Genomic DNA, 18632 nt, shown 5'->3' with positions numbered 1-18632 from the left:
GGGTATTTGTCGCACCGCCAAAAACAGTGTCGTACGCGTACAACCCTGACGGGGAGGAACGTGTCCAACAGGCGTGGCAGAGGTACTCGACTTCAGAGCGGTACCGGCGCGCGGTGGGATGGCAGTCCGCCCGCGCCGGCGCATCGGCGCGCCCGGCGGCATGCCGGTGATCGCGCCCATGCCCGCCACCCGTCCCGCCCCCGTCCCGTCCCAGACGGCCTCCTCGCGCGAGAGCGCTGACGAGGTCATGGCGACCGGCACCACCGTCGATCACCTCACCGAGACCTACCGCGCGCACTACCGCTCGCTGCTCGGCCTGGCCGCGCTGCTCCTGGACGACACCGCCTCCTGCGAGGACGTCGTGCAGGAGGCGTTCATCCGGGTGCACTCGGCGCGCAGCCGGGTGCGCGAGCCGGAGAAGACGCTCGCCTACCTCCGCCAGACGGTGGTGAACCTGTCGCGCTCGGCGCTGCGCCGCCGCATCCTCGGGCTCAAGCTGCTCTCCAAGCCGATGCCCGACATGGCGAGCGCGGAGGAGGGCGCGTACGACCAGCTGGAGCGCGACGCGCTGATCAAGGCGATGCGCGGGCTCCAGCGCCGCCAGCGCGAGGTGCTCGTGCTGCGGTACTTCGCGGACATGACCGAGGCTCAGGTCGCCGAGACGCTCGGCATATCCCTGGGCTCGGTGAAGGCGTACGGCTCGCGCGGCATAGCCGCGCTGCGCATCGCCATGGAGGCTCCGGCATGAAGGGCCCCGACTGGAACGCCTCCGACCGGAACGCCTCCGACCGGAACGGCTCCGACCGCAACGGCGACGGGCGGCCGGGGGACCACGGGGCGCGCCGAGTACGCGGGGAACGCGGATCCCGCCGAGCGGGCGGGGAACGCGGGGATCACGGGGCATATGGCAGGAGCGGGCCGGACCAGCGGCCCAGGAACGACCTGAACGACCTGACTGGATACGGATTCGTGGACACAACGCCGGAAAAGAACAGCACCGGCACCCCTCCCTTCGCCTCTCCAGCCGCCCCGGAGAGCCCGGAGGCAGCCGATGAACAGGCCCTGCGCAGGCTCCTGCACGGTGCGGTCGACGAGCTGAAGCCCTCGGAGGGGGCGCTCGAACACCTGCGGGCCGCGGTGCCCGTGCGGCGCGCCCGCAAGCGACAGGCCGTCGTCGGCTCGGTCGCGGCGGCCCTCCTGGTGGCCACCGCGGTGCCCGCCTTCCTGCACGTCGCCAACAGCGCGAGCAGCACGGACGACCAGCCCGCCGTCGCCGGCCACGGCCAGCGCACGCACGCCGCCCCGGGCACGGCGTCCGGCACGGTGGACAGCACGGACGGCAGCGGCCGCCCCTCGACCGTCGGCAGCGCGCCCGGCACGCCCGGCGGGAAGGGCCCCAGCCCGACGCTCAGCAAGGGCGCGGCCGGCAGTACCGCCGGTGGCGCGACCGGGCCGGGTGGTGGGCCCGTGAAGGTGGACTCGCCGGCGTGCGACGCCACCGAGCTGAGCGTGAAGTCGGCGAAGGTCGGCAAGCCCGACGCGTCCGGCAAGGTCTACGGAGCCTTCCGCATCGTGAACGCCTCCGACAAGAAGTGCGCGATCGGCGGCGTCGGCAAGTTCGACGTCCGGGCGCAGGGGGCGGCCGACCCGGCGAAGATCACCGTCGTCGAGCACGCGGCGGGGGATCCGGCCGCCGGGCTCCCCGATCCCTCGCAGGACGCCACGAGCCTGGTCCTCGCACCGGCCGCGGCGTACGAGGTGCGGTTCGCCTGGGTGCCGTCCGACACCTGTCCCAAGGCGACCCCGTCGCCCGACCCGACACCGTCCAACGTCAGCTCCGGCAGCAACAGCGGGGTCGTCGCGCCCACGGCGGGCGGCACCGGCCAGACCAGCGGGCTGGCCGCGGACGGCGGCGTCCCGGCGGGTACGGCGGACGGCACGGTGGCGGTGACGCATGTCGCCGAGCCGGGCGCGCCGTCGGCGGAGGCGAAGATCCCGAACGCGTGCGCCGGGACGATCTACAAGACGGGCGTCCTGGACGCGGGCGCGACCGCGTCGGCGACGCCCTAGCCGTAGCCGTCCGTAGCCGTAGCCCCAGCCCTAGCCGGGCAGGGACGAACCCTTCAGGGCCCCCGGGGTCTCGGCCCCGGTCTCGGCCCCGGCTCCGGGCTCGGCTCCGATCTCGGCCTCGGGGGAGAGCCCGAGCTCGGCGTCCTCCAGGGCCTCGGCCTCGCGCCGGACGAGCCGGAACCACATGAACACGACGAACCCGGCGAAGACGAACCACTCCCCGGTATAGCCGAGGTTCTGGAACGCCTTCAGGTCGAGCCCGCTGTTCTGAGGGGCGCTGGCCGGTACCGGAGTCATCCCGGCGTCGGCACGCGGAAGCGTCACCCAGGCGTCGTACACCTGGTACGGCACGAGGTTGACGAGGGCCGCCGCGCTGATCATCCCGACCTGGCCCCGGGGGAGCCCGCCCTGCGCGTGCACCCCGTCGGAGCCGGCGTTCTCGGAGGCCTGGAGTATCCCGGTGACGCCGACCTCGCCGGCGGGCGCGGCCGGGGCCTTGGCACCCTGCGGGATCCAGCCCCGCACGACGGGCAGGGCCTTGCCGCCGTCGGTGCGCAGCAGGCTCAGGACGTAGCTGCCCGACTTGCCGTCGACCTCGCGGCCCGGCACCAGGAACTGCTCGGCGTACCGGCCGTGCGCGGCGGCCGGGCGGCCGGAGGTGCGCTGGTCCACGGGGAGCAGCGAGGCGAGGGGCTCGGCCTTCTGCGTGGCGGGGTCGGGTGCCTTCTCGGCGGCGTCGTGGGACTGCACGCGGTCCTCGAAGCGGCCCAGCTGCCAGGAGCCCATGAAGACGCACACGGGGATGGCGAGCAGGACGAAGACGTGGATTCCCCACCAGCGGGGTGTGAGCAGGAACCGGTACACACCCCCACGGTACGGAATCCCGCCGGGGGGCCGGGCTCCGGGGTGCCCGCATGTCCCCGGGGCCCTCGCCCCGGCCCCCTCGGGGGCTCCGCCCCCCCCGGCCCCCGCTCCTCAAACGCCGGAGGGGCTGGAGGCCCCCCTTCACCTGCGCCCCGCCGGCACCGCTCGCGGCGTTCCCCGCGCCCCCAAAACCCGTCGTCGTCGCACCGTGCCCGCTTTTCGCGCAGTTCCCCGCGCCCCTAACCCCGTTCTCGTCCGCGGGCCGTGGTCGCTTTTCGCGCAGTTCCCCGCGCCCCTGAAGGCCTCGGTGCTGGCCCGCACCAAGGCACTTCAGCCCGTCCGGCTGATCGGTACGGGCCCGCATCGGACGCCTTCAGCCCGTCCGGCGATTGAGGACGAGCGCCCTTTAGGCGCGAACGGGGGTGCAGGGGGCGGAGCCCCTTGCGGGGGTCCGAGGGGCGCAGCCCCTCAGGGGGTCTGGGGCGCAGCCCCAGGGGCCCGAACCCATCAACCCGGCCGCACGGGCGGGCGGGTGGGCAGGATGCCCGGGGTCTGGGGCGGAGCCCCGGGGCCGGAGCCGACCGACCCCGGGCAACGGGCGGGCGGGTGGGCAACCCCCCCGGGTCAGCTCGGCAAGTGGCGCGCGGCGAAGTCGAGTTCGAGGCGTACCTGCTTGATGCGCTCCTCGACCACGAGCGACCCGTGCCCCGCGTCGTACCGGTACACCTCGTGCGTGGCCCCCCGCTCGACCAGCCGGTCCACATAGTTCTCGACCTGCCGGATCGGGCAGCGCGGATCGTTGACCCCCGCCGAGATGTAGACCGGCGCCGTCACCGCGTCGACGTACGTCAACGGCGAGGACGCGCGGAAGCGCTCCGGCACCTCCTCCGGCGTGCCGCCGAGCAACGTCCGGTCCATCGCCTTCAGCGCCTCCATCTCGTCGTGGTACGCCGTGACGTAGTCCGCGACCGGCACCGCCGCGAGCCCGAGCGCCCACGCGTCCGGCTGCGTACCGAGGCCGAGCAGGGTGAGGTAGCCGCCCCAGGATCCGCCCGCCAGGACGAGCCGCGCGGGATCGGCGAGCCCCGAGGAGACCGCCCAGTCGCGGACCGCCGCGATGTCCTCCAGCTCGATGAGGCCGACCCGGTGCTTGAGCGCGTCCGTCCAGGCCCGCCCGTATCCGGTGGAGCCGCGGTAGTTGACCCGTACCACCGCGAAGCCGTGGTCGATCCAGGCCGCCGGGCCGGAGGCGAACGCGTCGCTGTCGTGCCAGGTCGGGCCGCCGTGGATCTCGAACAGGGTGGGGAAGGGGCCCTCCCCGGCGGGCCGCTGCACCAGGGCGTGGACGCGGCCGCCGGGTCCCTCCACCCAGGCGTCCTCCACCGGCACCGATCCGGGTGCCTTGAACCCGGGAGGGTCGAGCACGACGTCGCCGGTCGTGGAGCGCACCTCGGAAGGGGTCGCCGCGGACGACCACAGGTATTCCACCGTGCCGTCGGGCCGGGCGGTGGCGCCCGAGACCGAGCCGGCCGGGGTCTCGATCTCGATGAGCGAGCGCGTGGCGAGGTCGAAGCGGAACAGGCCGCTGCGCGCCTCGAAGCTGTGGACGACGAGCAGCGCCGAGCCGTCCGGGTACCACTCGGCGGAGACGTCGCCCGGCAGGTCGAGCGCGAGGTCGCTCTCCTCGCCGGAGGCCACGTCCCAGATCATCGGCTCCCAGCGCCCGCGCCGCTGGTGGGCGACGAGCAGCCGGGTGTCGCCCGCCAGTGGCGCGAACCCGAGCACTTCCAGGCCCAGTTCCTCCGTGCCGCCCTTGGTGTCGTCCAGCTCGGCCACCGCCGAGCCGTCCGGGCGCACCACGCGCAGTGCGGAGTGCATCGCGTCGCCGTGCTCGGTGTGCTCGACGGCGATCAGCGTCCCGTCGTGCGAGAGGTCGCCGACGCCCGCCGACTCGCGGTGCCGGTAGATCTCGACCGGGTCCGAGCCGGGGCGCACCACGTGGATCGTCGAGCCCTCCTCGTCGGTGGAGCGGCCGACCACCGCCGTGCCGTCCCGGCCGAGCGCGAGACCGCCCGGGTAGGACGGGTCGAGCCCGGGAACCGCCGTCTCGTCGGGGCCGCCCCCGAAGGGCTGGCGGCGCCAGACGCCGAACTCGTCGCCGTCGGTGTCGTCGAACCACCAGATCCACTCGCCGTCGGGCGTCAGCACGCCGTCCGTCGTGCCGTTGGGCCGGTCCGTGGCCCGGCGCTGGTCTCCGCTCGCCCGGTCCCACGCGTACAGCTCGTACGTCCCCGTCGCGTTCGACACGAACAGCGAGCGGTCCGGGGCGTCCTCCGCCCAGTCGGGGAGCCCCACCCGGGGCGCCCTGAACCGCTTCTCCCACTCCGGCATCTCGTTCATGTCGCTCATGCCCCCATCATGCGCCGAAGCCCCCACATTCCGTTCGCCTCCCCCTCTGCCTGTGGACAACCTCCGCCCGCACCCGCCGGCGTCACCGGGACGACAACAGCTCCGCGAACCGCGTCATGTCCACATTGCCGCCGCTGATGATCACGCCCACCCGCCGCCCCCGGTACCGCTCCGCGAGTTCGCGGGCCGCGGCCAGGCCCAGGCAGCCCGTCGGCTCGGCGACGATCTTCATGCGGGAGGCCAACAGGCGCATGCAGTCGACCAGTTGGGCGTCGGAGGCCGTGACGATGTCGGTCACGTGGTCCCGGATCAGCGGGTACGGGTGGGCGCCGAGGTGCTGGGTCTGGGCGCCGTCCGCGATGGTCGCCGGGGTGTCGATGTGCACGATCTCGCCCGCGCGCAGCGAGCGTCGCCCGTCGTCGCCCGCCTCGGGCTCGACCCCGTACACCGCGCACGACGGCGCGAGCGCCCCCGCCGAGAGCAGGCTGCCCGACAGGAGCCCGCCGCCGCCGAGCGGCACGAACAGGGCGTCCAGGTGGCCGGTCTCCTCGAAGAGCTCCTTGGCCGCGGTGCCCTGGCCCGCCATCACATCGGGGTGGTCGTAGGGCGGGATCAGGGTCAGGCCGCGTTCCTTCGCGAGGGCGGCGCCGATCTCCTCGCGGTCCTCGCTCCAGCGGTCGTACGGGACGACCTCGGCCCCGTACCCCTGGGTCGCGGCCAGCTTCGCCGCGGGTGCGTCGTGCGGCATGACGATGGTCGCCGGGATGCCGAGCAGCGAGGCGGCGAGCGCGACGGCCTGGGCGTGGTTGCCGGAGGAGTAGGCGACCACGCCCGCGCGGCGCTGGGCCGCGTCGAACCGGGACAGCGCGTTGAAGGCGCCGCGGAACTTGAACGCCCCCATCCGCTGGAGGTTCTCGCACTTGAGGAAGAGGCTCAGACCGAGCTCGGCGTCGGTGAGCCGGGAGGTCAGGACCGGGGTGCGGTGGGCCTGCGGGGCGATCCGCTCGTGCGCGCGGACCACGTCGTCGTACGTCGGCAGCTGCTCCATGCCTGCCGAGCGTACGGCGCGCGCGGTTACGGTGCGGGGTGCGCGGGGGCGTCCGCCTGGGTGCGGTCGGCGGTGGTGTGCACCGTCGCCGGGGCCGGGGTGACCTGCGGGGCCGGGGCCGCTGCCGCGGGGGCCGGCTCGGTGCCGTCCTCGCGCATCGCCTTGGTCTCGCTCTTGAGGATGCGCAGGGACTTGCCCAGCGCGCGTGCCGTGTCGGGCAGCTTCTTGGAACCGAACAGCAGGATCAGTACTACGGCCACGATCAGCAGGTGCCACGGTTCAAGACCATTGCGCAGGAACATCCCGCCGTCCTTCCTCGTTCGCGTCCTACAGCCGTTTCGTCCGGCCGGATTCGTTGTACGGCCGGGGCTGCTGGCTCTCAGTGAGACTTGCTACATTGCGCAACTGTACAACCAGAGGGTGCGACTCACCGTCTCCTCTACAGAAGAGGCGAGAATGAGGGATGAGGGGTCCGATGGCCGGCAGCCACAAAGCGGGAGCGGCAAGCAGGCGTGAGGGTGGCGGGGCCGCCGCTCCGCAGCGCCGCAACAAGCGCAGCCGCGCCCGCATCGCAGGGGTCACCGGCCTGTCGGTCGTCGTCCTCGCGGTGGCCGGCGGCGGCTGGATCTACTTCCAGCTGAACGGCAACATCAAGACCTTCGACGACGGCGGCATCTCCGCCGACCGTCCCGCCGCCTCGACCAAGGGCTCCAACGTCCTGATCATCGGCTCCGACACCCGCTCGGGCGACAACGCCCAGTACGGCCACGGCAAGGGCGACATCGGCCGCTCGGACACCGCGCTCCTCCTGCACGTGTACTCGGACCAGAAGCACGCCGTCGCCGTCTCCATACCGCGTGACTCCCTGGTCGACATACCGCCGTGCAAGCTGCCGAGTGGCAGCTGGACCAAGGAGAAGCACAATGTGATGTTCAATTCGGCGTTCGAGGTGGGAGAAACGGTTCAGGGGAACCCCGCCTGCACCCAGAACACCGTCGAGAAGCTGACCGGGCTGCGCGTGGACCACACCATGGTCATGGACTTCGCGGGCTTCGCGAGGATGACCGAGGCCGTCGGCGGCGTCGAGGTGTGCGTGCCCAACAACGTCTACACCGGCGACCTCAACCCCAATCTGCACCGCAAGGGCGATCTGGTCTTCGCCAAGGGCCCGCAGAGCGTCTCCGGCCAGAAGGCGCTCGACTACGTGCGCATCCGGCACGGCATCGGCGACGGCTCCGACATCGGCCGCATCCAGCGCCAGCAGGCCTTCATCGGCAGCCTGATCAAGAAGGTCAAGGGCAACGGCCTCGACCCGACCACGCTGCTGCCGCTCGCCAACGCGGCCACCAAGTCGATGACCGTCGACTCGGGCCTCGGCTCGCCCAGCAAGCTGATCTCGTTCGCGATGTCGATGAAGGACATCGACCTGCACAACACCAAGTTCGTCACCCTGCCCTGGCGTTACGAGGGCGCCCGTGTCGCCGTGGTCAAGCCCGAGGCCGACGCCCTGTTCGCGGCGCTGCGCGCGGACCGCACCGTCGACGGGCAGAACGCCTCGGGCAAGAGCGCGCCGGCCTCAGCCAGCCCGTCGGCGGCGCCCCGCGCCCCCGCCTCCGGCCAGGGGATCAGCGTGGCCGTCTACAACGGCACCGTCACCAAGGGCCTCGCGGCCCAGGTAGCCGACTCCCTGAGGTCCGCGGGCTTCACCGTCACCGGCGCCACCACGGCCGCCACCCAGGACTACACGCACACGGTCATCGAGTACGGCGCGAACGACGAGGCCAAGGCCAAGACGCTCGCCACGCACTTCCCCGGCGCCCTGCTGCGCCAGGCGAAGGCACCGGGCCTGAACGTCATCGTCGGCACGCAGTACAAGGCGGGCGGCGCGGACGCGACGCCCAGCGCCCCCGCCGCGGTCCCGTCGGCCGTGGCCGACAAGGCCCGCTCGGCCGACGACAACATCTGCTCCAACCTGTCCTACGGGTAGGCCGCGCTCCGCGGAGGCCCCTGCCCGGCGGGCCCCGGGTGACCCGGGTTGCCCGGGTAAGGGGACCGTCCGCACAAGGCAAAGCGCCGGGGCGGAAACGTTATACGGGAGGTAAAGGCGTTCGCCTCGCGGCCGCCTGAACCTCCCGGTCCGTTCACATCCGACTCATAGCTTCGCCGCCATGAGACAGAAGGCAATGAAGGTGCTCGCGGTCGTCGCGGCGGCCTCCGCGGTCGCCGCCGGCTCGGCCGTCACCGCCAACTCCCAGCCCCAGCACGGCGGTCACGGCGGTCACGGCAACCGTGAGATACGCAACGTCATCTACCTGCTCGGCGACGGCATGGGCCGCACCCACGTCACCGCGGGCCGCGAACGCTTCTACGGGGCGCAGGGCAAGCTCACCATGGAGCGCCTGCCCTACACCGGCGCGGTCGCCACGTACGCCGTCGAGAAGGGCAGCGACCAGCCGGCCCTGGTGACGGACTCGGCGAGCGCCGCCACCGCCTGGGCCTCGGGCGTCAAGACGTACAACGCCGCGATCGGTGTGGACAGTTACGAGAAGCGGCGCGTGACGCTGATGGAGCAGGCCAAGGCGGCCGGCTTCGCCACCGGCAACGTCTCGACCGCCGAGATCACCGACGCCACGCCCGCCGCCCAGTTCAGCCACGCGCTGCTCCGCGGCTGCCAGGGCCCGACGTACTCGGACGCGGCCTGCCTGCCGAAGAACGCCGACGGCAGCTACGAGAAGGCGCCCGCCGACAAGACGCTGATCACCCCGATCGCCGAGCAGATCGCCCGCAACGGCACCGCCGACGTGGTCCTCGGCGGCGGCCTCGCCCGCTTCGAGCCGGACGACCAGCAGGCGCTCCAGAAGCAGGGCTACCAGGTGCTCGGCTCCTTCGGTGACCCGAAGCTGCCCGCGCAGACCGCCGCTTCGCAGAGGGCCGCGACCAAGGCCGACCTCGACAAGGCGCGCGGCAAGAAGGTCGTCGGGCTCTTCAACCGGGGCAACCTGACGGTCGAGCAGGCCAAGGCCGCCCTCCCCGCGGGCGCCCCGCAGAAGCAGGAACCGACGCTCGCCGAGATGGCGAAGAAGTCCATCGACCTGCTCGACGGCCGTTCCAGGAAGGGCTTCTTCCTCCAGGTCGAGGGCGCCCAGATCGACAAGCGCTCGCACGCCAACGACGCGGCCCAGACGCTCGCCGAGGTCAAGGCGTTCGACGACGCGGTCAAGGCGGCCACCGACTTCGCCAAGCGGGACGGCCACACCCTGGTCGTCGTCACCGCGGACCACGAGTGCGCGGGCTTCAACATCATCGAGAAGGGCACCTACACCAACGCCGAGTCGGTGGCGCCCCCCGCGAACACGGACGCGGGCAACCCGGCCAACAACTCCCTTCCCTCGCGCGCCACTTCGGGCGCCAAGGACCCGGCCCGCTCGACCGGCATCGCCAACGGCGCGGGCGCGGGCGACGCGAAGAACTTCGCCCCGGCGACCTTCCGCACCCCCGACGACCCCAAGGGCGTCAAGGACGGCAGCCCCGAGGCGAGCCTGTGGCTGACGTACCTCTCGGGCAACCACACCGGCGCGGACGTGCCGATCTTCGCCTACGGCCCGGGCGCCGACCGGTTCGCGGCCAGCCAGCTCAACACCGACCTGTACGGGAAGATGTACGGCTCGCTGTTCGGCCGCGCCCCGCGCGGCTGACCCCCCGGCCGACCGGCTGAGAACCGGCCAGGGGCCGGGGGCACCCGCCTCCGGCCCCTCGCTCCCCCCCCCGGGCCCCTCGCACCCCCGGCCCCCTCGTCCTACTCCGGCCCCCTCGTCCTACTCCGCAGGAGTCCCAGGCAATGAAGCGCACCGCCGCCCCGGCCGTCCTGGCCGCCCTCGCCCTCGCCCTGCTGACCGCCTGCGGCGGCGGCTCCGGGGGCGCCGCCGGCGACCGGGCCGAGGACACCCCGGCCCCCGTCCCCTCGGTCAGCTTCGCGGCGCCCGAGCGGGCCGCCGCCCCCGCCGCGTACCAGAAGCTCGCGCGAGGTGAAGTACGCCTGGAACAGGGCCCGTTCACGGACCGGGTGAAGGTGACCGGTGGCGCCCTGGGGACCGGGGCGGCCGTCACCGGGCACCTCGCCGTCACCTCGGACGTCAGCGAGCTGATCGCCCTGGAACTGCGCGCCGCCTACTACGACGGGAACGGCAGGCTGCTCGGCACCGGCTCCTTCCAGTACGCCGAGGAGGGCCACGAGGAGCACCAGGGCGGCCACACCCCGGCCGCGGAGGGAGCCGGCATCGACTTCGAGGTCAGGGCCGGGACCCTGACCGGCACGCCGACCAGCGCGGTGCTCTCCATCCCCGTGCTGGTCAACGAGTAGCCGTGCCGGACTTCAACCAGTAATCGAACAGCGGGAGTTCAGGCCCGTGCGGCCAGCGCGGTGAGCTCCTCGTCCAGATGCGGGCCCGCGTTCCAGCTGCCCACCCCGATCTCCGCGGTGATACCGGGTCCGAAGCCGGCGATCAGGCCGCGGGCGCCGTCGGCCATGCCACCCTCGTCGAAGAGGCGGGCGAGCGCGTCGAAGACGACCGAACTCGCGATGTTGCCGCGCTCGGTGAGGGTGTTGCGGCTGAAGCGGAACATGTCCGGCCCCAGGTCCAGGAAGTGGCACAGGTCGTCGAGGATGCGGGGACCACCCGCGTGCACGATGTAGAAGTCGAGCGCGCCGACCTCCCAACTGTGCTGCGCCACCAAGGTTTTGAGGGCCGGGGCGAGCATCTCCATGGTGCCCGGGACCCGCTTGTCGAGCTGGAAGTGGAAGCCCGTCTCGCGGACGGCGTACGAGATCCAGTTCTCCGTGTCCGGCACCAGGTGCGAGCCGTTGCGCTCGATCCGCATGCCGACGCCGCCCTCGCCGCGGACCACCGCGGCCGAAAGGGCGTCCCCGAACAGGCCGTTGGACAGCAGCGAGCCGACGCCGATGTCGGTGGGCTGGTAGAGCAGCGAGCAGAACTCGCACGACACGATCAGCACATTGGAGCCCGGGTAGGCCGTGATGAAGTCGTGCGCGCGGTTGATCGCGGCGCCGCCCGCCGCGCAGCCGAGCTGGGCGATGGGCAGCTGCCGGGTGTCGGAGCGGAAGCCCATCGTGTTGATCAGCCAGGCGGTCAGCGAGGGCATCATGAAGCCCGTGCACGACACGTAGACGATCATGTCGATGTCGGCGGCCTCGACCTCGCCGTACGCGAGCGCGCGGCGCACCACCTCGGGCACCCGCCTCTTCGCCTCGGCCTCGTACACCTGGTTGCGCTTCTCGAACCCCGGGTGGGCCAGGGTCTCTTCGAGGGGCTGGACGAGGTGGCGGGTCAGGACGCCGGTGTTCTCGATGAGTCTGAGGACCAGATCGCGCTGCGGGTGCCCGGCGTGGGTCTCGCGGGCGAGCGCCAGCGTCTGTTCCTGGGTGATGACGTGGTCGGGTACCGCGACCGCCGGTCGGCACAGGGTGGCCATTTAACTTCCCTTCGATGATGGGTGGTTGGTCACCAGGCGACCGGAAGGCTGAGCGGGTGGCGCCAGATGGAGTGGGTGTTCCACGGCACGTCGCCGGGGTCACCGGCGAGCCGCAGACCCGGGAAGCGGGTCAGCAGGGAGGTGAACGCCACCTCCAGTTCCATCTGGGCGAGCGGGGCGCCGAGGCAGTGGTGGGCGCCCCAGCCGAACGTCATGTGCGGGACCGATCCCCGGTCGAGGTCGACCTCGTGGGGCCGGTCGAACTTGAGGGTGTCCCGGTTGGCGGTCAGGTAGGAGACGTGGACGATGTCACCGGCGCGGATCAGCACCCCGCTCAGCTCGACGTCCTCGGTGGCGACGCGCGGGATGCCGACGCCCTTGCGGAACGGGATGAAGCGGAGCAGCTCGTCGAGGACGGCCGGGAAGCGGTCCGGGCGCGTACGCAGGTCATCGAGGATGTCCGGCCTGGTCAGGAGCGTGTACGCGATGTTCCCGAGCTCGTAGGTGGTGGTGTCCTGCCCGGTGATGAGCAGGACCATCGCCATCACGGCGAGCTCCTGGTCGTCGAGGAGCTCGTCGCCGTCGCGGGCGGTGGCGAGGGTGGAGATCAGGTCGTCGCCGGGGGAACGGCGGCGGGCCGCGGTGAGGTCGGTGAAGTAGGCGCGCAGCTCGGCCTTGGCGAGCACGGCCGCCTCACGCCCCGCGGCGCCGATGTTCATCATGGTCAGGGCGTGGGCGCGCAGCCAGTCCCGCTCGCCGTCGGGGATGGCGAGGACCTCGCAGATCGTGACGAGGGGCAGCGGGGCGGCGACGTGCTCGACGAAGTCGGCGGGCGAGCCGTGCTCGGCCATGGTGGCGAGCAGCTCGTCGACCTTCTTCTGGGTGCGCTCGCGCATCCGCGCCACGTGCTTGGGCGCGAAGCTCTTGGCGACGAGGCTGCGCAGCCGGCTGCTGGCGGGCGGATCCATGAGGTTGATGGACTCGGCCTGCACGATGGGCTCGGGGGTCATCCGCGGGAAGTCGCGGCCGATGACGGCGCTCCGGCTGAACCGGCGGTCGGTGGTCACCGTCCGCACGTCCTCGTACCGGGTCACCAGCCAGGCCTCGCCCTCGCCGTACGCCATCCGGATCCGGGCGACCGGTTCCTCGGCCAGCATCCGCTGGAGCTGTGGGTCGAACTCCAGCGCATCGGCGTAGTCGAAGGGGCAGCTCCACACGGTGTCTGTGGTCTCCACGTGGCGTACTCCGGTGTGTGTCGGGGGACAGCCGGCCCAGCTGGGCAGCGGACTTGCGCTGTATCCCCGAGCGGAGTCATGAACATGTCCGCCTTCCCCTGAATTAACCGATTAGAGGGAGAGCGCGGGGAGTCGAGGTGACAAACGCGCGCCGGTTCCGAACCCGGCGCTCCGTTGCTGGTGGGCGCGGATGCCGGTCAGACGGCCGAAGGCCGGCGGAACCGGTTCACCACGTGCAGGTCGGCCTCGATGGCCGCGGCCGTGGCGCGCAGCTCGGGCAGCAGCTCGGCGCGGCACTCGGCCAGGGTGCGCCGCGTGGTGTGCATGGCCACGTTCACCGCCGCGACCGCCCGCCCCGCCGCGTCCCGCACCGGCACCGCGATCGAGCGCAGCCCCTCCTCCAGCTCCTCGTCGACCACCGCGTACCCCTGCTCGGCGACCTCGTCGAGGAGGGCGGCCAGTACGGCCGGTGAGGTGACCGTGCGCGGCGTGAGCGCCGACAGCGCCGTACGGCCGAGCCGTTCCGCGCGCTCCGGGCCGGGCAGATCCGCGAGCAGGACACGGCCCATGGAGGCGGCGTACGCGGGGAAGCGGGTGCCCAGGGTGATGTTGACGCTCATGATCCGGGTGGTGGCGACCCGGGCCGTGTACTGGATGGCGTCTCCATCGAGCACCGCGAGCGAGGCCGAGTCGTGCACGCGGTGCACGAGGGCGGCCAGGTGCGGTGCCGCGATGTCGGAGAGCGTCGTACGGGACAGGGGAGGGCAGCCGAGCGCCAGGACGCGCGGGGTGAGCCGGAAGGCGCGGCCCTCGGTGGCGACCAGGCCCAGATGGTCCAGGGTGATCAGGGCGCGCCGCGCGGTGGCCCGCGGCAGCCCGGTGGCCCCGGCGACGGCGCTGAGGGTCAGCTCGGCCCGGCCGGGCCCGAACGCGGTGAGGACGGTGAGCCCGCGGGCCAGCGACTCGACGAACTCGGCGCCGAGTTCCTGCTTGGAGGCGGAGGTCCAGGCGGCGAGGGCGGGCGGGGTGGGCCCCGCCTGGGGAGCGGGGAGCCCTTCGGCGCGGGCGGGCCCGGCCGGTTCGGTGGGGTGGGCGGGCTCGGCCGGTTCGGTGGGGTGGGCGAGCTCGGCCTCCATGGTGGCGGCGGTCGCGCGGAGCCGGGGCAGGACGGACTCGCGCAGGGACGCGGCGCTGTGCCGGCTGGTGTGGCTGACGACGCTGAGCGCGCAGAGCGGGATGCCCGCCGGGTCGCGGAGCGGCACGGCCACCGCGATGAGGCCCGGCTCGATGAGCTGGTCGTCCACGGCCCAGCCCGCGGTACGGGCCCGGTCGACCCGCTCCTCGAAACGCTCGCCCTGGCCGCCACGGTCGCCCGTGCCCGGGGGCACGCCCGGAAAGCCGAGGCCCTCGGGGTCGGTGGCACGCCGCTCGCGCCACGCGGCCCACTGCCCTGGCGTCCAGTGTGCGGCGAACAGCGGCCCGGGCGCGGTGCGTTCGGCGGGCAGCAGGTCGCCGATGCGGAAGGTCAGCGACATCGCGCGGCGCCGGGTGCTCTGGTGGACGAAACGGATGCCGTCGCCGTCGGGGACCGCCAGCGACACCGACTCGTCCAGTTCCTCGGCGAGCCGGACCGCGCCGGGACCCAGCAGCGCGGGCAGCCGCAGCGCGCCCAGATAGGCGTTGGCGAGCTCCATCAGGCGGGGGGCCAGGGTCACGGCCGGCCCGTCGAGGCGTACGTATCCCATGCGGGCCAGGGTCGCCGCGACCCGGTCGACGGTGGAGCGGGCCAGGCCCGTCGCCCGGACGAGCTCGCCGAGGCTGAGCCGCCCGTCCGCGTCGCTGAGCGCGCGCAGCACGGCCACCCCGCGCATCAGCGGGCCGACGGCTTCGGCGGGGACGGGGCTCATCTGGCCTCCGGGGACGGGCTGTTGAGGCGCGGGGCAGCGGGCGGGGGTGTTGACGCGCGGGCCCGCAGAACGCAGACTCGGGCCGACACGATTCTGAACTCTAGTTCATCTGGCGAACAATTGGCGAGGGCCGTGGTCGAGGGTCGTGGTCGAAAGCCGTGGTCGCGGGTCGTGGTCGCGGGCCGTGGTCGGGATCGGGCGTGAGCCGTGGTCGAGAGCGGGCGGGAGTTTTCCATGGACAAAGTCGTACGGGCCCCGGCGGACGCGGTGGCCGACATCCCCGACGCGGCCTCCCTCGCGGTCGGCGGCTTCGGCCTCAGTGGCGTCCCGAACGTGCTGATCGCCGCCCTGTACGCGCAGGGCGCCACCGCGCTGAGCGTCGTCTCCAACAATTGCGGGGTGGACGGCGGCGGCCTGGGCGTCCTGCTCGCGGCCGGCCGCATCGCCCGCGTGACCGGCTCGTACATCGGCACCAACAGGGAGTTCGCCCGCCAGTACCTCGCCGGCGAGCTGGAGGTGGAGCTGGTCCCGCAGGGGACGCTGGCCGAGCGGCTGCGTGCCGGGGGCTGCGGCATCCCCGCGTTCTACACCCCGGCGGGCGTCGGCACCCAGGTCGCCGAGGGCGGGCTGCCGCTGCGGTACGGGCCGGACGGCGAGGTGGCCGTGGCCTCGCCGCCCAAGGAGGTACGGGAGTTCGGCGGCCGCGACCACGTCCTGGAGCACGGCATCACCACGGACTTCGCCCTGGTACGGGCCTGGAAGGGCGACCGGCACGGGAACCTGGTCTTCCGGCGCGCGGCCCGCAATTTCAACCCGCTGTCGGCGATGGCGGGCCGGGTCACCGTGGCCGAAGTCGAACACCTCGTGGAGCCGGGCGAGTTGGACCCGGACGCGATTCACGTACCAGGCGTCTTCGTGCAGCGTGTCGTAGTCCTGACAGCAACTCAGGCCGCTGCCAAGGGAATTGAGAAACGCACAGTGCGGCGCGGTGACGCGGGCGTGGGCGTGGGCGCGGGCGTGGACGCGGGCTTAGAAGCGGGGGCGGGGGCGGGGGCGGCAGTGAGACAGGGAGTGGGACAGGGAGCCGGACAGGGAGCGGGAAGGGAGGTCCGGTGAAAGGCTGGACGCGGGACGGGATGGCGGCGCGGGCGGCGGCCGAACTGGCCGACGGGAGCTGCGTGAACCTCGGCATCGGGCTGCCCACCCTGGTGCCGGGCCATCTACCGCCGGGCGTGGATGTGGTGCTCCACTCGGAGAACGGCATCCTCGGCGTCGGACCGTACCCCTTGGAGGAGGACGTGGACCCGGACCTCGTCAACGCGGGGAAGGAGACGGTGACCGTGCTGCCGGGCGCCGCGTTCTTCGACTCCGCGCTGTCGTTCGGAATGATCCGCGGCGGCCACGTCGACACCGCGGTCCTCGGCGCGATGCAGGTCTCCGCGGGTGGTGACCTCGCCAACTGGGCCGTGCCGGGACGCCTGGTGAGGGGGATGGGCGGCGCGATGGACCTGGTGCACGGGGTCCGCCGGGTGCTCGTCCTGACCGAGCACACGGCGAAGGACGGCACCCCGAAACTCGTCGAGCACTGCACCCTGCCGCTTACCGGCCGGGCCTGTGTGCACCGGGTCATCACCGACCTGGCCGTACTGGACGTCCACCCCGAGGACGGGTTCGTCCTGGTCGAGACGGCGCCGGGGGTCGGTGCGCAGGAGGTGCGCGCGCGGACGGGGGCGCGGGTGCGGGTGGGAGCGCGGGTACGGGCGGGGGTGCTGTCGCGGGTGCGTACGGACGGAATCGGATCCGGAGGGGAAGTGGGGAGAGGTGGCAGGGCGATGACGACGGATGTGGTGGTGGACGGAAGGAGCGCGGGGCGGGTCGTGGACCCGTACCGCAGCGGGGCGTTGCGCGAGCCGACGCGGGCGCCGCTGGCCGTCGGCGGCGATCCGGAGGCGGTCGAGCTGTACGGCCCGGTCTTCGGCAGCACCGAAGTGACCGCGCTGGACGCGGACTTGACCCGGCAGCACATGGCGGAGCCGCACGGGGAACGCATCACGGTGTCGGGACGGATCCGCGACCGCGCGGGCCGGCCGGTCCGGGGCCAGCTCGTCGAGATCTGGCAGGCGAACGCGTCCGGCCGCTACGCCCACCAACGCGACCAGCACCCGGCACCCCTGGACCCGAACTTCACCGGTACGGGCCGGTGCCTGACGGACGCGGAGGGCGGCTACGCGTTCACCACGGTCCGGCCGGGCGCCTATCCGTGGGGCAACCACGAGAACGCGTGGCGCCCCGCGCACATCCACTTCTCGCTCTTCGGCCGCGCGTTCACGCAGCGCCTGGTCACCCAGATGTACTTCCCGGGCGACCCGCTCCTCGCGTACGACCCGATCCTGCACACGGTGAGCGACGAGGCGGCGCGGGCTCGGCTGGTGGCCGCCTACGACCCCGAACTGTCGGTCGCCGACTGGTCGTTGGGCTACCGCTGGGACATCGTCCTCGACGGCCCCACCGCGACGCTGCCCGACCCGGAGGCAACGCGGTGACCGCCTCCAAACCCGGCCCGGCCTCTGCGTCTATACCTCGCTCTGCCTCCGTGCCTGGACCGGCCTCTGCGTCGATGCCCGGCTCTGCCTCCGTGCCTGGACCGGCCTCTGCGTCGATGCCTGGCTCTGCCTCCGTGCCTGGCCCGGCCTCTGCGTCGATGCCCGGCCCGGCCTCGGGGTCTGGCCCGGCCTCGGGGTCTGGCCCTACCCCTGCGCAGACCGTCGGGCCCTTCTACGGGTACGCCCTGCCGTTCCCCGGCGGCGGGGAGGTCGCGCCGAGCGGCGACGCGACCGCGATCACCGTGCACGGGTACGTGTACGACGGGGCCGGTGAGCCGGTGCCGGACGCGCTCCTGGAGTTCTGGCAGGCCGCACCGGACGGCTCGCCCGCACCCCGCCCCGGCTCCTGGCGCCGGGATCCCGCCTCGGGCGCCTTCCTGGCCCGCGACGGCCTCGGCTTCACGGGCTTCGGCCGGGTCCCGACGGGCGCGGACGGCCACTGGACGTTGCGCACGCTGCCCCCGCCCCCGACCGCCCCCTACCTGGCGATCTGCCTGTTCGCCCGAGGCCTGTCCGGCCACCTCTTCACCCGCGCCTACGTCGAAGGGCTGGGCGGGGTGGGGGAGTTGAAGGCGCTCGCGGGCGACCGGGCCGGTACGCTCCTCGCCCGGCGGGAGGGGGCGGGGGTGTTCCGCTTCGACGTGCGGTTGCAGGGGGAGGGGGAGACGGTGTTCCTGTCCTTCAGCCACTGACCGGCCAGGGTGCGGCGTGCCGCCCGCCTGTACGCGAGCCGGAGCCCTGCGGTTGGGGGTGCCGCGCCTGGTCCTGGGGGTTTTGCCCACCCTCCCACCCGCCCGTTGCCCGGGGTCGGTCGGTTCCGGCCCCTGGGGCTGCGCCCCAGACCCCGGGGGTTTGCCCGCCCGCCCACCCGTGGGGGGAGTTGATGGGGCTGGGCCTTGGGGCTGCGCCCCAGACCCTGGGGGTTTGCCCGCCCGCCCACCTGTGGGGGGAGTTGATGGGGCCGGGCTCTGGGGCTGCGCCCCAGACCCTGGGGGTTTGCCCGCCC

14 protein-coding genes and 2 pseudogenes are annotated in these 18632 nt (G+C 73.1%); 9 read left to right on the top strand and 7 right to left on the bottom strand.

Translation table 11 applies throughout. The features are described from left to right. Positions 1-73: 73 nt before the first annotated feature. Together ACFYNP_RS01250 and ACFYNP_RS01245 are read left to right on the top strand one after the other, a co-directional pair. Positions 74-748 (top strand): SigE family RNA polymerase sigma factor, encoded by a 675-nt coding sequence (locus ACFYNP_RS01250; RefSeq protein WP_388418164.1) that lies wholly within the window; start codon positions 74-76, stop codon positions 746-748. Positions 749-969: 221 nt separating this feature from the next. After that, on the top strand, positions 970-2070 hold the full coding sequence (locus ACFYNP_RS01245) for a hypothetical protein (protein WP_388781479.1): 1101 nt from the start codon (positions 970-972) through the stop codon (positions 2068-2070). A 30-nt stretch (positions 2071-2100) separates the two neighbouring features. On the opposite strand, the gene ACFYNP_RS01240 is transcribed toward ACFYNP_RS01245, so the two are convergent. The 4 genes from ACFYNP_RS01240 to tatA form a co-directional block, all read right to left on the bottom strand. Beyond that, on the bottom strand, positions 2101-2934 hold the full coding sequence (locus ACFYNP_RS01240; RefSeq protein ID WP_388781476.1) for an SURF1 family protein: 834 nt from the start codon (positions 2932-2934) through the stop codon (positions 2101-2103). Positions 2935-3558: 624 nt separating this feature from the next. Further along, positions 3559-5343: a S9 family peptidase gene (locus ACFYNP_RS01235; RefSeq protein ID WP_388414931.1), complete on the bottom strand. Its 1785-nt coding sequence runs from the start codon at positions 5341-5343 to the stop codon at positions 3559-3561. Positions 5344-5425: 82 nt separating this feature from the next. Beyond that, on the bottom strand, positions 5426-6391 hold the full coding sequence (locus ACFYNP_RS01230) for a threo-3-hydroxy-L-aspartate ammonia-lyase (RefSeq protein WP_388414928.1): 966 nt from the start codon (positions 6389-6391) through the stop codon (positions 5426-5428). A 26-nt stretch (positions 6392-6417) separates the two neighbouring features. After that, a complete protein-coding gene (gene tatA, locus ACFYNP_RS01225) occupies positions 6418-6693 on the bottom strand; it encodes a Sec-independent protein translocase subunit TatA (RefSeq protein WP_388414926.1) in 276 nt (91 codons plus the stop codon). Between the two features lie 173 nt (positions 6694-6866). Between tatA and ACFYNP_RS01220 the strand changes: the two genes are divergently transcribed. From ACFYNP_RS01220 to ACFYNP_RS01210, 3 genes are all read left to right on the top strand, one after another. Continuing rightward, positions 6867-8378, top strand: a complete 1512-nt coding sequence (locus ACFYNP_RS01220) for an LCP family protein (protein ID WP_388414923.1) — start codon at positions 6867-6869, stop codon at positions 8376-8378. Positions 8379-8559: 181 nt separating this feature from the next. Beyond that, on the top strand, positions 8560-10086 hold the full coding sequence (locus ACFYNP_RS01215; protein WP_388781473.1) for an alkaline phosphatase: 1527 nt from the start codon (positions 8560-8562) through the stop codon (positions 10084-10086). A gap of 143 nt (positions 10087-10229) precedes the next feature. Next, positions 10230-10751, top strand: a complete 522-nt coding sequence (locus ACFYNP_RS01210; protein ID WP_388781470.1) for a hypothetical protein — start codon at positions 10230-10232, stop codon at positions 10749-10751. A gap of 38 nt (positions 10752-10789) precedes the next feature. Here the strand turns inward: ACFYNP_RS01210 and ACFYNP_RS01205 are convergent, their stop codons facing one another. The 3 genes from ACFYNP_RS01205 to ACFYNP_RS01195 form a co-directional block, all read right to left on the bottom strand. Beyond that, positions 10790-11881 carry a type III polyketide synthase gene (locus ACFYNP_RS01205; protein WP_388414916.1) on the bottom strand — a complete coding sequence of 364 codons (1092 nt, stop codon included), beginning with the start codon at positions 11879-11881 and terminating at the stop codon, positions 10790-10792. Positions 11882-11910: 29 nt separating this feature from the next. Continuing rightward, complete coding sequence (locus tag ACFYNP_RS01200; RefSeq protein WP_388414914.1) at positions 11911-13116, bottom strand: cytochrome P450; 1206 nt, start codon at positions 13114-13116, stop codon at positions 11911-11913. Between the two features lie 197 nt (positions 13117-13313). After that, positions 13314-15023, bottom strand: coding sequence for an IclR family transcriptional regulator C-terminal domain-containing protein (locus ACFYNP_RS01195; protein ID WP_388781467.1), 1710 nt, complete (start codon positions 15021-15023; stop codon positions 13314-13316). Between the two features lie 234 nt (positions 15024-15257). Between ACFYNP_RS01195 and ACFYNP_RS01190 the strand changes: the two are divergent. The 4 genes and pseudogenes from ACFYNP_RS01190 to ACFYNP_RS01175 all read left to right on the top strand — a co-directional run. Further along, positions 15258-16004, top strand: a pseudogene (locus ACFYNP_RS01190) (CoA transferase subunit A); the annotation flags it as partial. A gap of 155 nt (positions 16005-16159) precedes the next feature. Beyond that, positions 16160-16774: pseudogene (locus ACFYNP_RS01185) on the top strand (3-oxoacid CoA-transferase subunit B); the annotation flags it as partial. Between the two features lie 81 nt (positions 16775-16855). Continuing rightward, positions 16856-17566: a protocatechuate 3,4-dioxygenase subunit beta gene (gene pcaH / locus ACFYNP_RS01180; RefSeq protein WP_388414908.1), complete on the top strand. Its 711-nt coding sequence runs from the start codon at positions 16856-16858 to the stop codon at positions 17564-17566. 158 nt (positions 17567-17724) lie between these two features. Next, positions 17725-18318, top strand: a complete 594-nt coding sequence (locus ACFYNP_RS01175) for a protocatechuate 3,4-dioxygenase subunit alpha (protein WP_388781464.1) — start codon at positions 17725-17727, stop codon at positions 18316-18318. Positions 18319-18632: the final 314 nt, after the last annotated feature.

Source organism: Streptomyces sp. NPDC006691 (assembly GCF_042869955.1).
Lineage (GTDB): Bacteria > Actinomycetota > Actinomycetes > Streptomycetales > Streptomycetaceae > Streptomyces.
This window is presented reverse-complemented; position numbering and strand designations above follow the sequence as displayed.

Excerpts from the sequence above, each read along its gene's own strand:
- ACFYNP_RS01235 (WP_388414931.1), bottom strand. The coding sequence starts at position 5,343 with ATGAGCGACATGAACGAGATGCCGGAGTGGGAGAAGCGGTTCAGGGCG.
- ACFYNP_RS01230 (WP_388414928.1), bottom strand. The coding sequence starts at position 6,391 with ATGGAGCAGCTGCCGACGTACGACGACGTGGTCCGCGCGCACGAGCGG.
- tatA (WP_388414926.1), bottom strand. The coding sequence starts at position 6,693 with ATGTTCCTGCGCAATGGTCTTGAACCGTGGCACCTGCTGATCGTGGCC.
- ACFYNP_RS01220 (WP_388414923.1), top strand. The coding sequence starts at position 6,867 with ATGGCCGGCAGCCACAAAGCGGGAGCGGCAAGCAGGCGTGAGGGTGGC.
- ACFYNP_RS01215 (WP_388781473.1), top strand. The coding sequence starts at position 8,560 with ATGAGACAGAAGGCAATGAAGGTGCTCGCGGTCGTCGCGGCGGCCTCC.
- ACFYNP_RS01210 (WP_388781470.1), top strand. The coding sequence starts at position 10,230 with ATGAAGCGCACCGCCGCCCCGGCCGTCCTGGCCGCCCTCGCCCTCGCC.
- ACFYNP_RS01205 (WP_388414916.1), bottom strand. The coding sequence starts at position 11,881 with ATGGCCACCCTGTGCCGACCGGCGGTCGCGGTACCCGACCACGTCATC.
- ACFYNP_RS01195 (WP_388781467.1), bottom strand. The coding sequence starts at position 15,023 with ATGAGCCCCGTCCCCGCCGAAGCCGTCGGCCCGCTGATGCGCGGGGTG.
- pcaH (WP_388414908.1), top strand. The coding sequence starts at position 16,856 with ATGACGACGGATGTGGTGGTGGACGGAAGGAGCGCGGGGCGGGTCGTG.
- ACFYNP_RS01175 (WP_388781464.1), top strand. The coding sequence starts at position 17,725 with ATGCCCGGCCCGGCCTCGGGGTCTGGCCCGGCCTCGGGGTCTGGCCCT.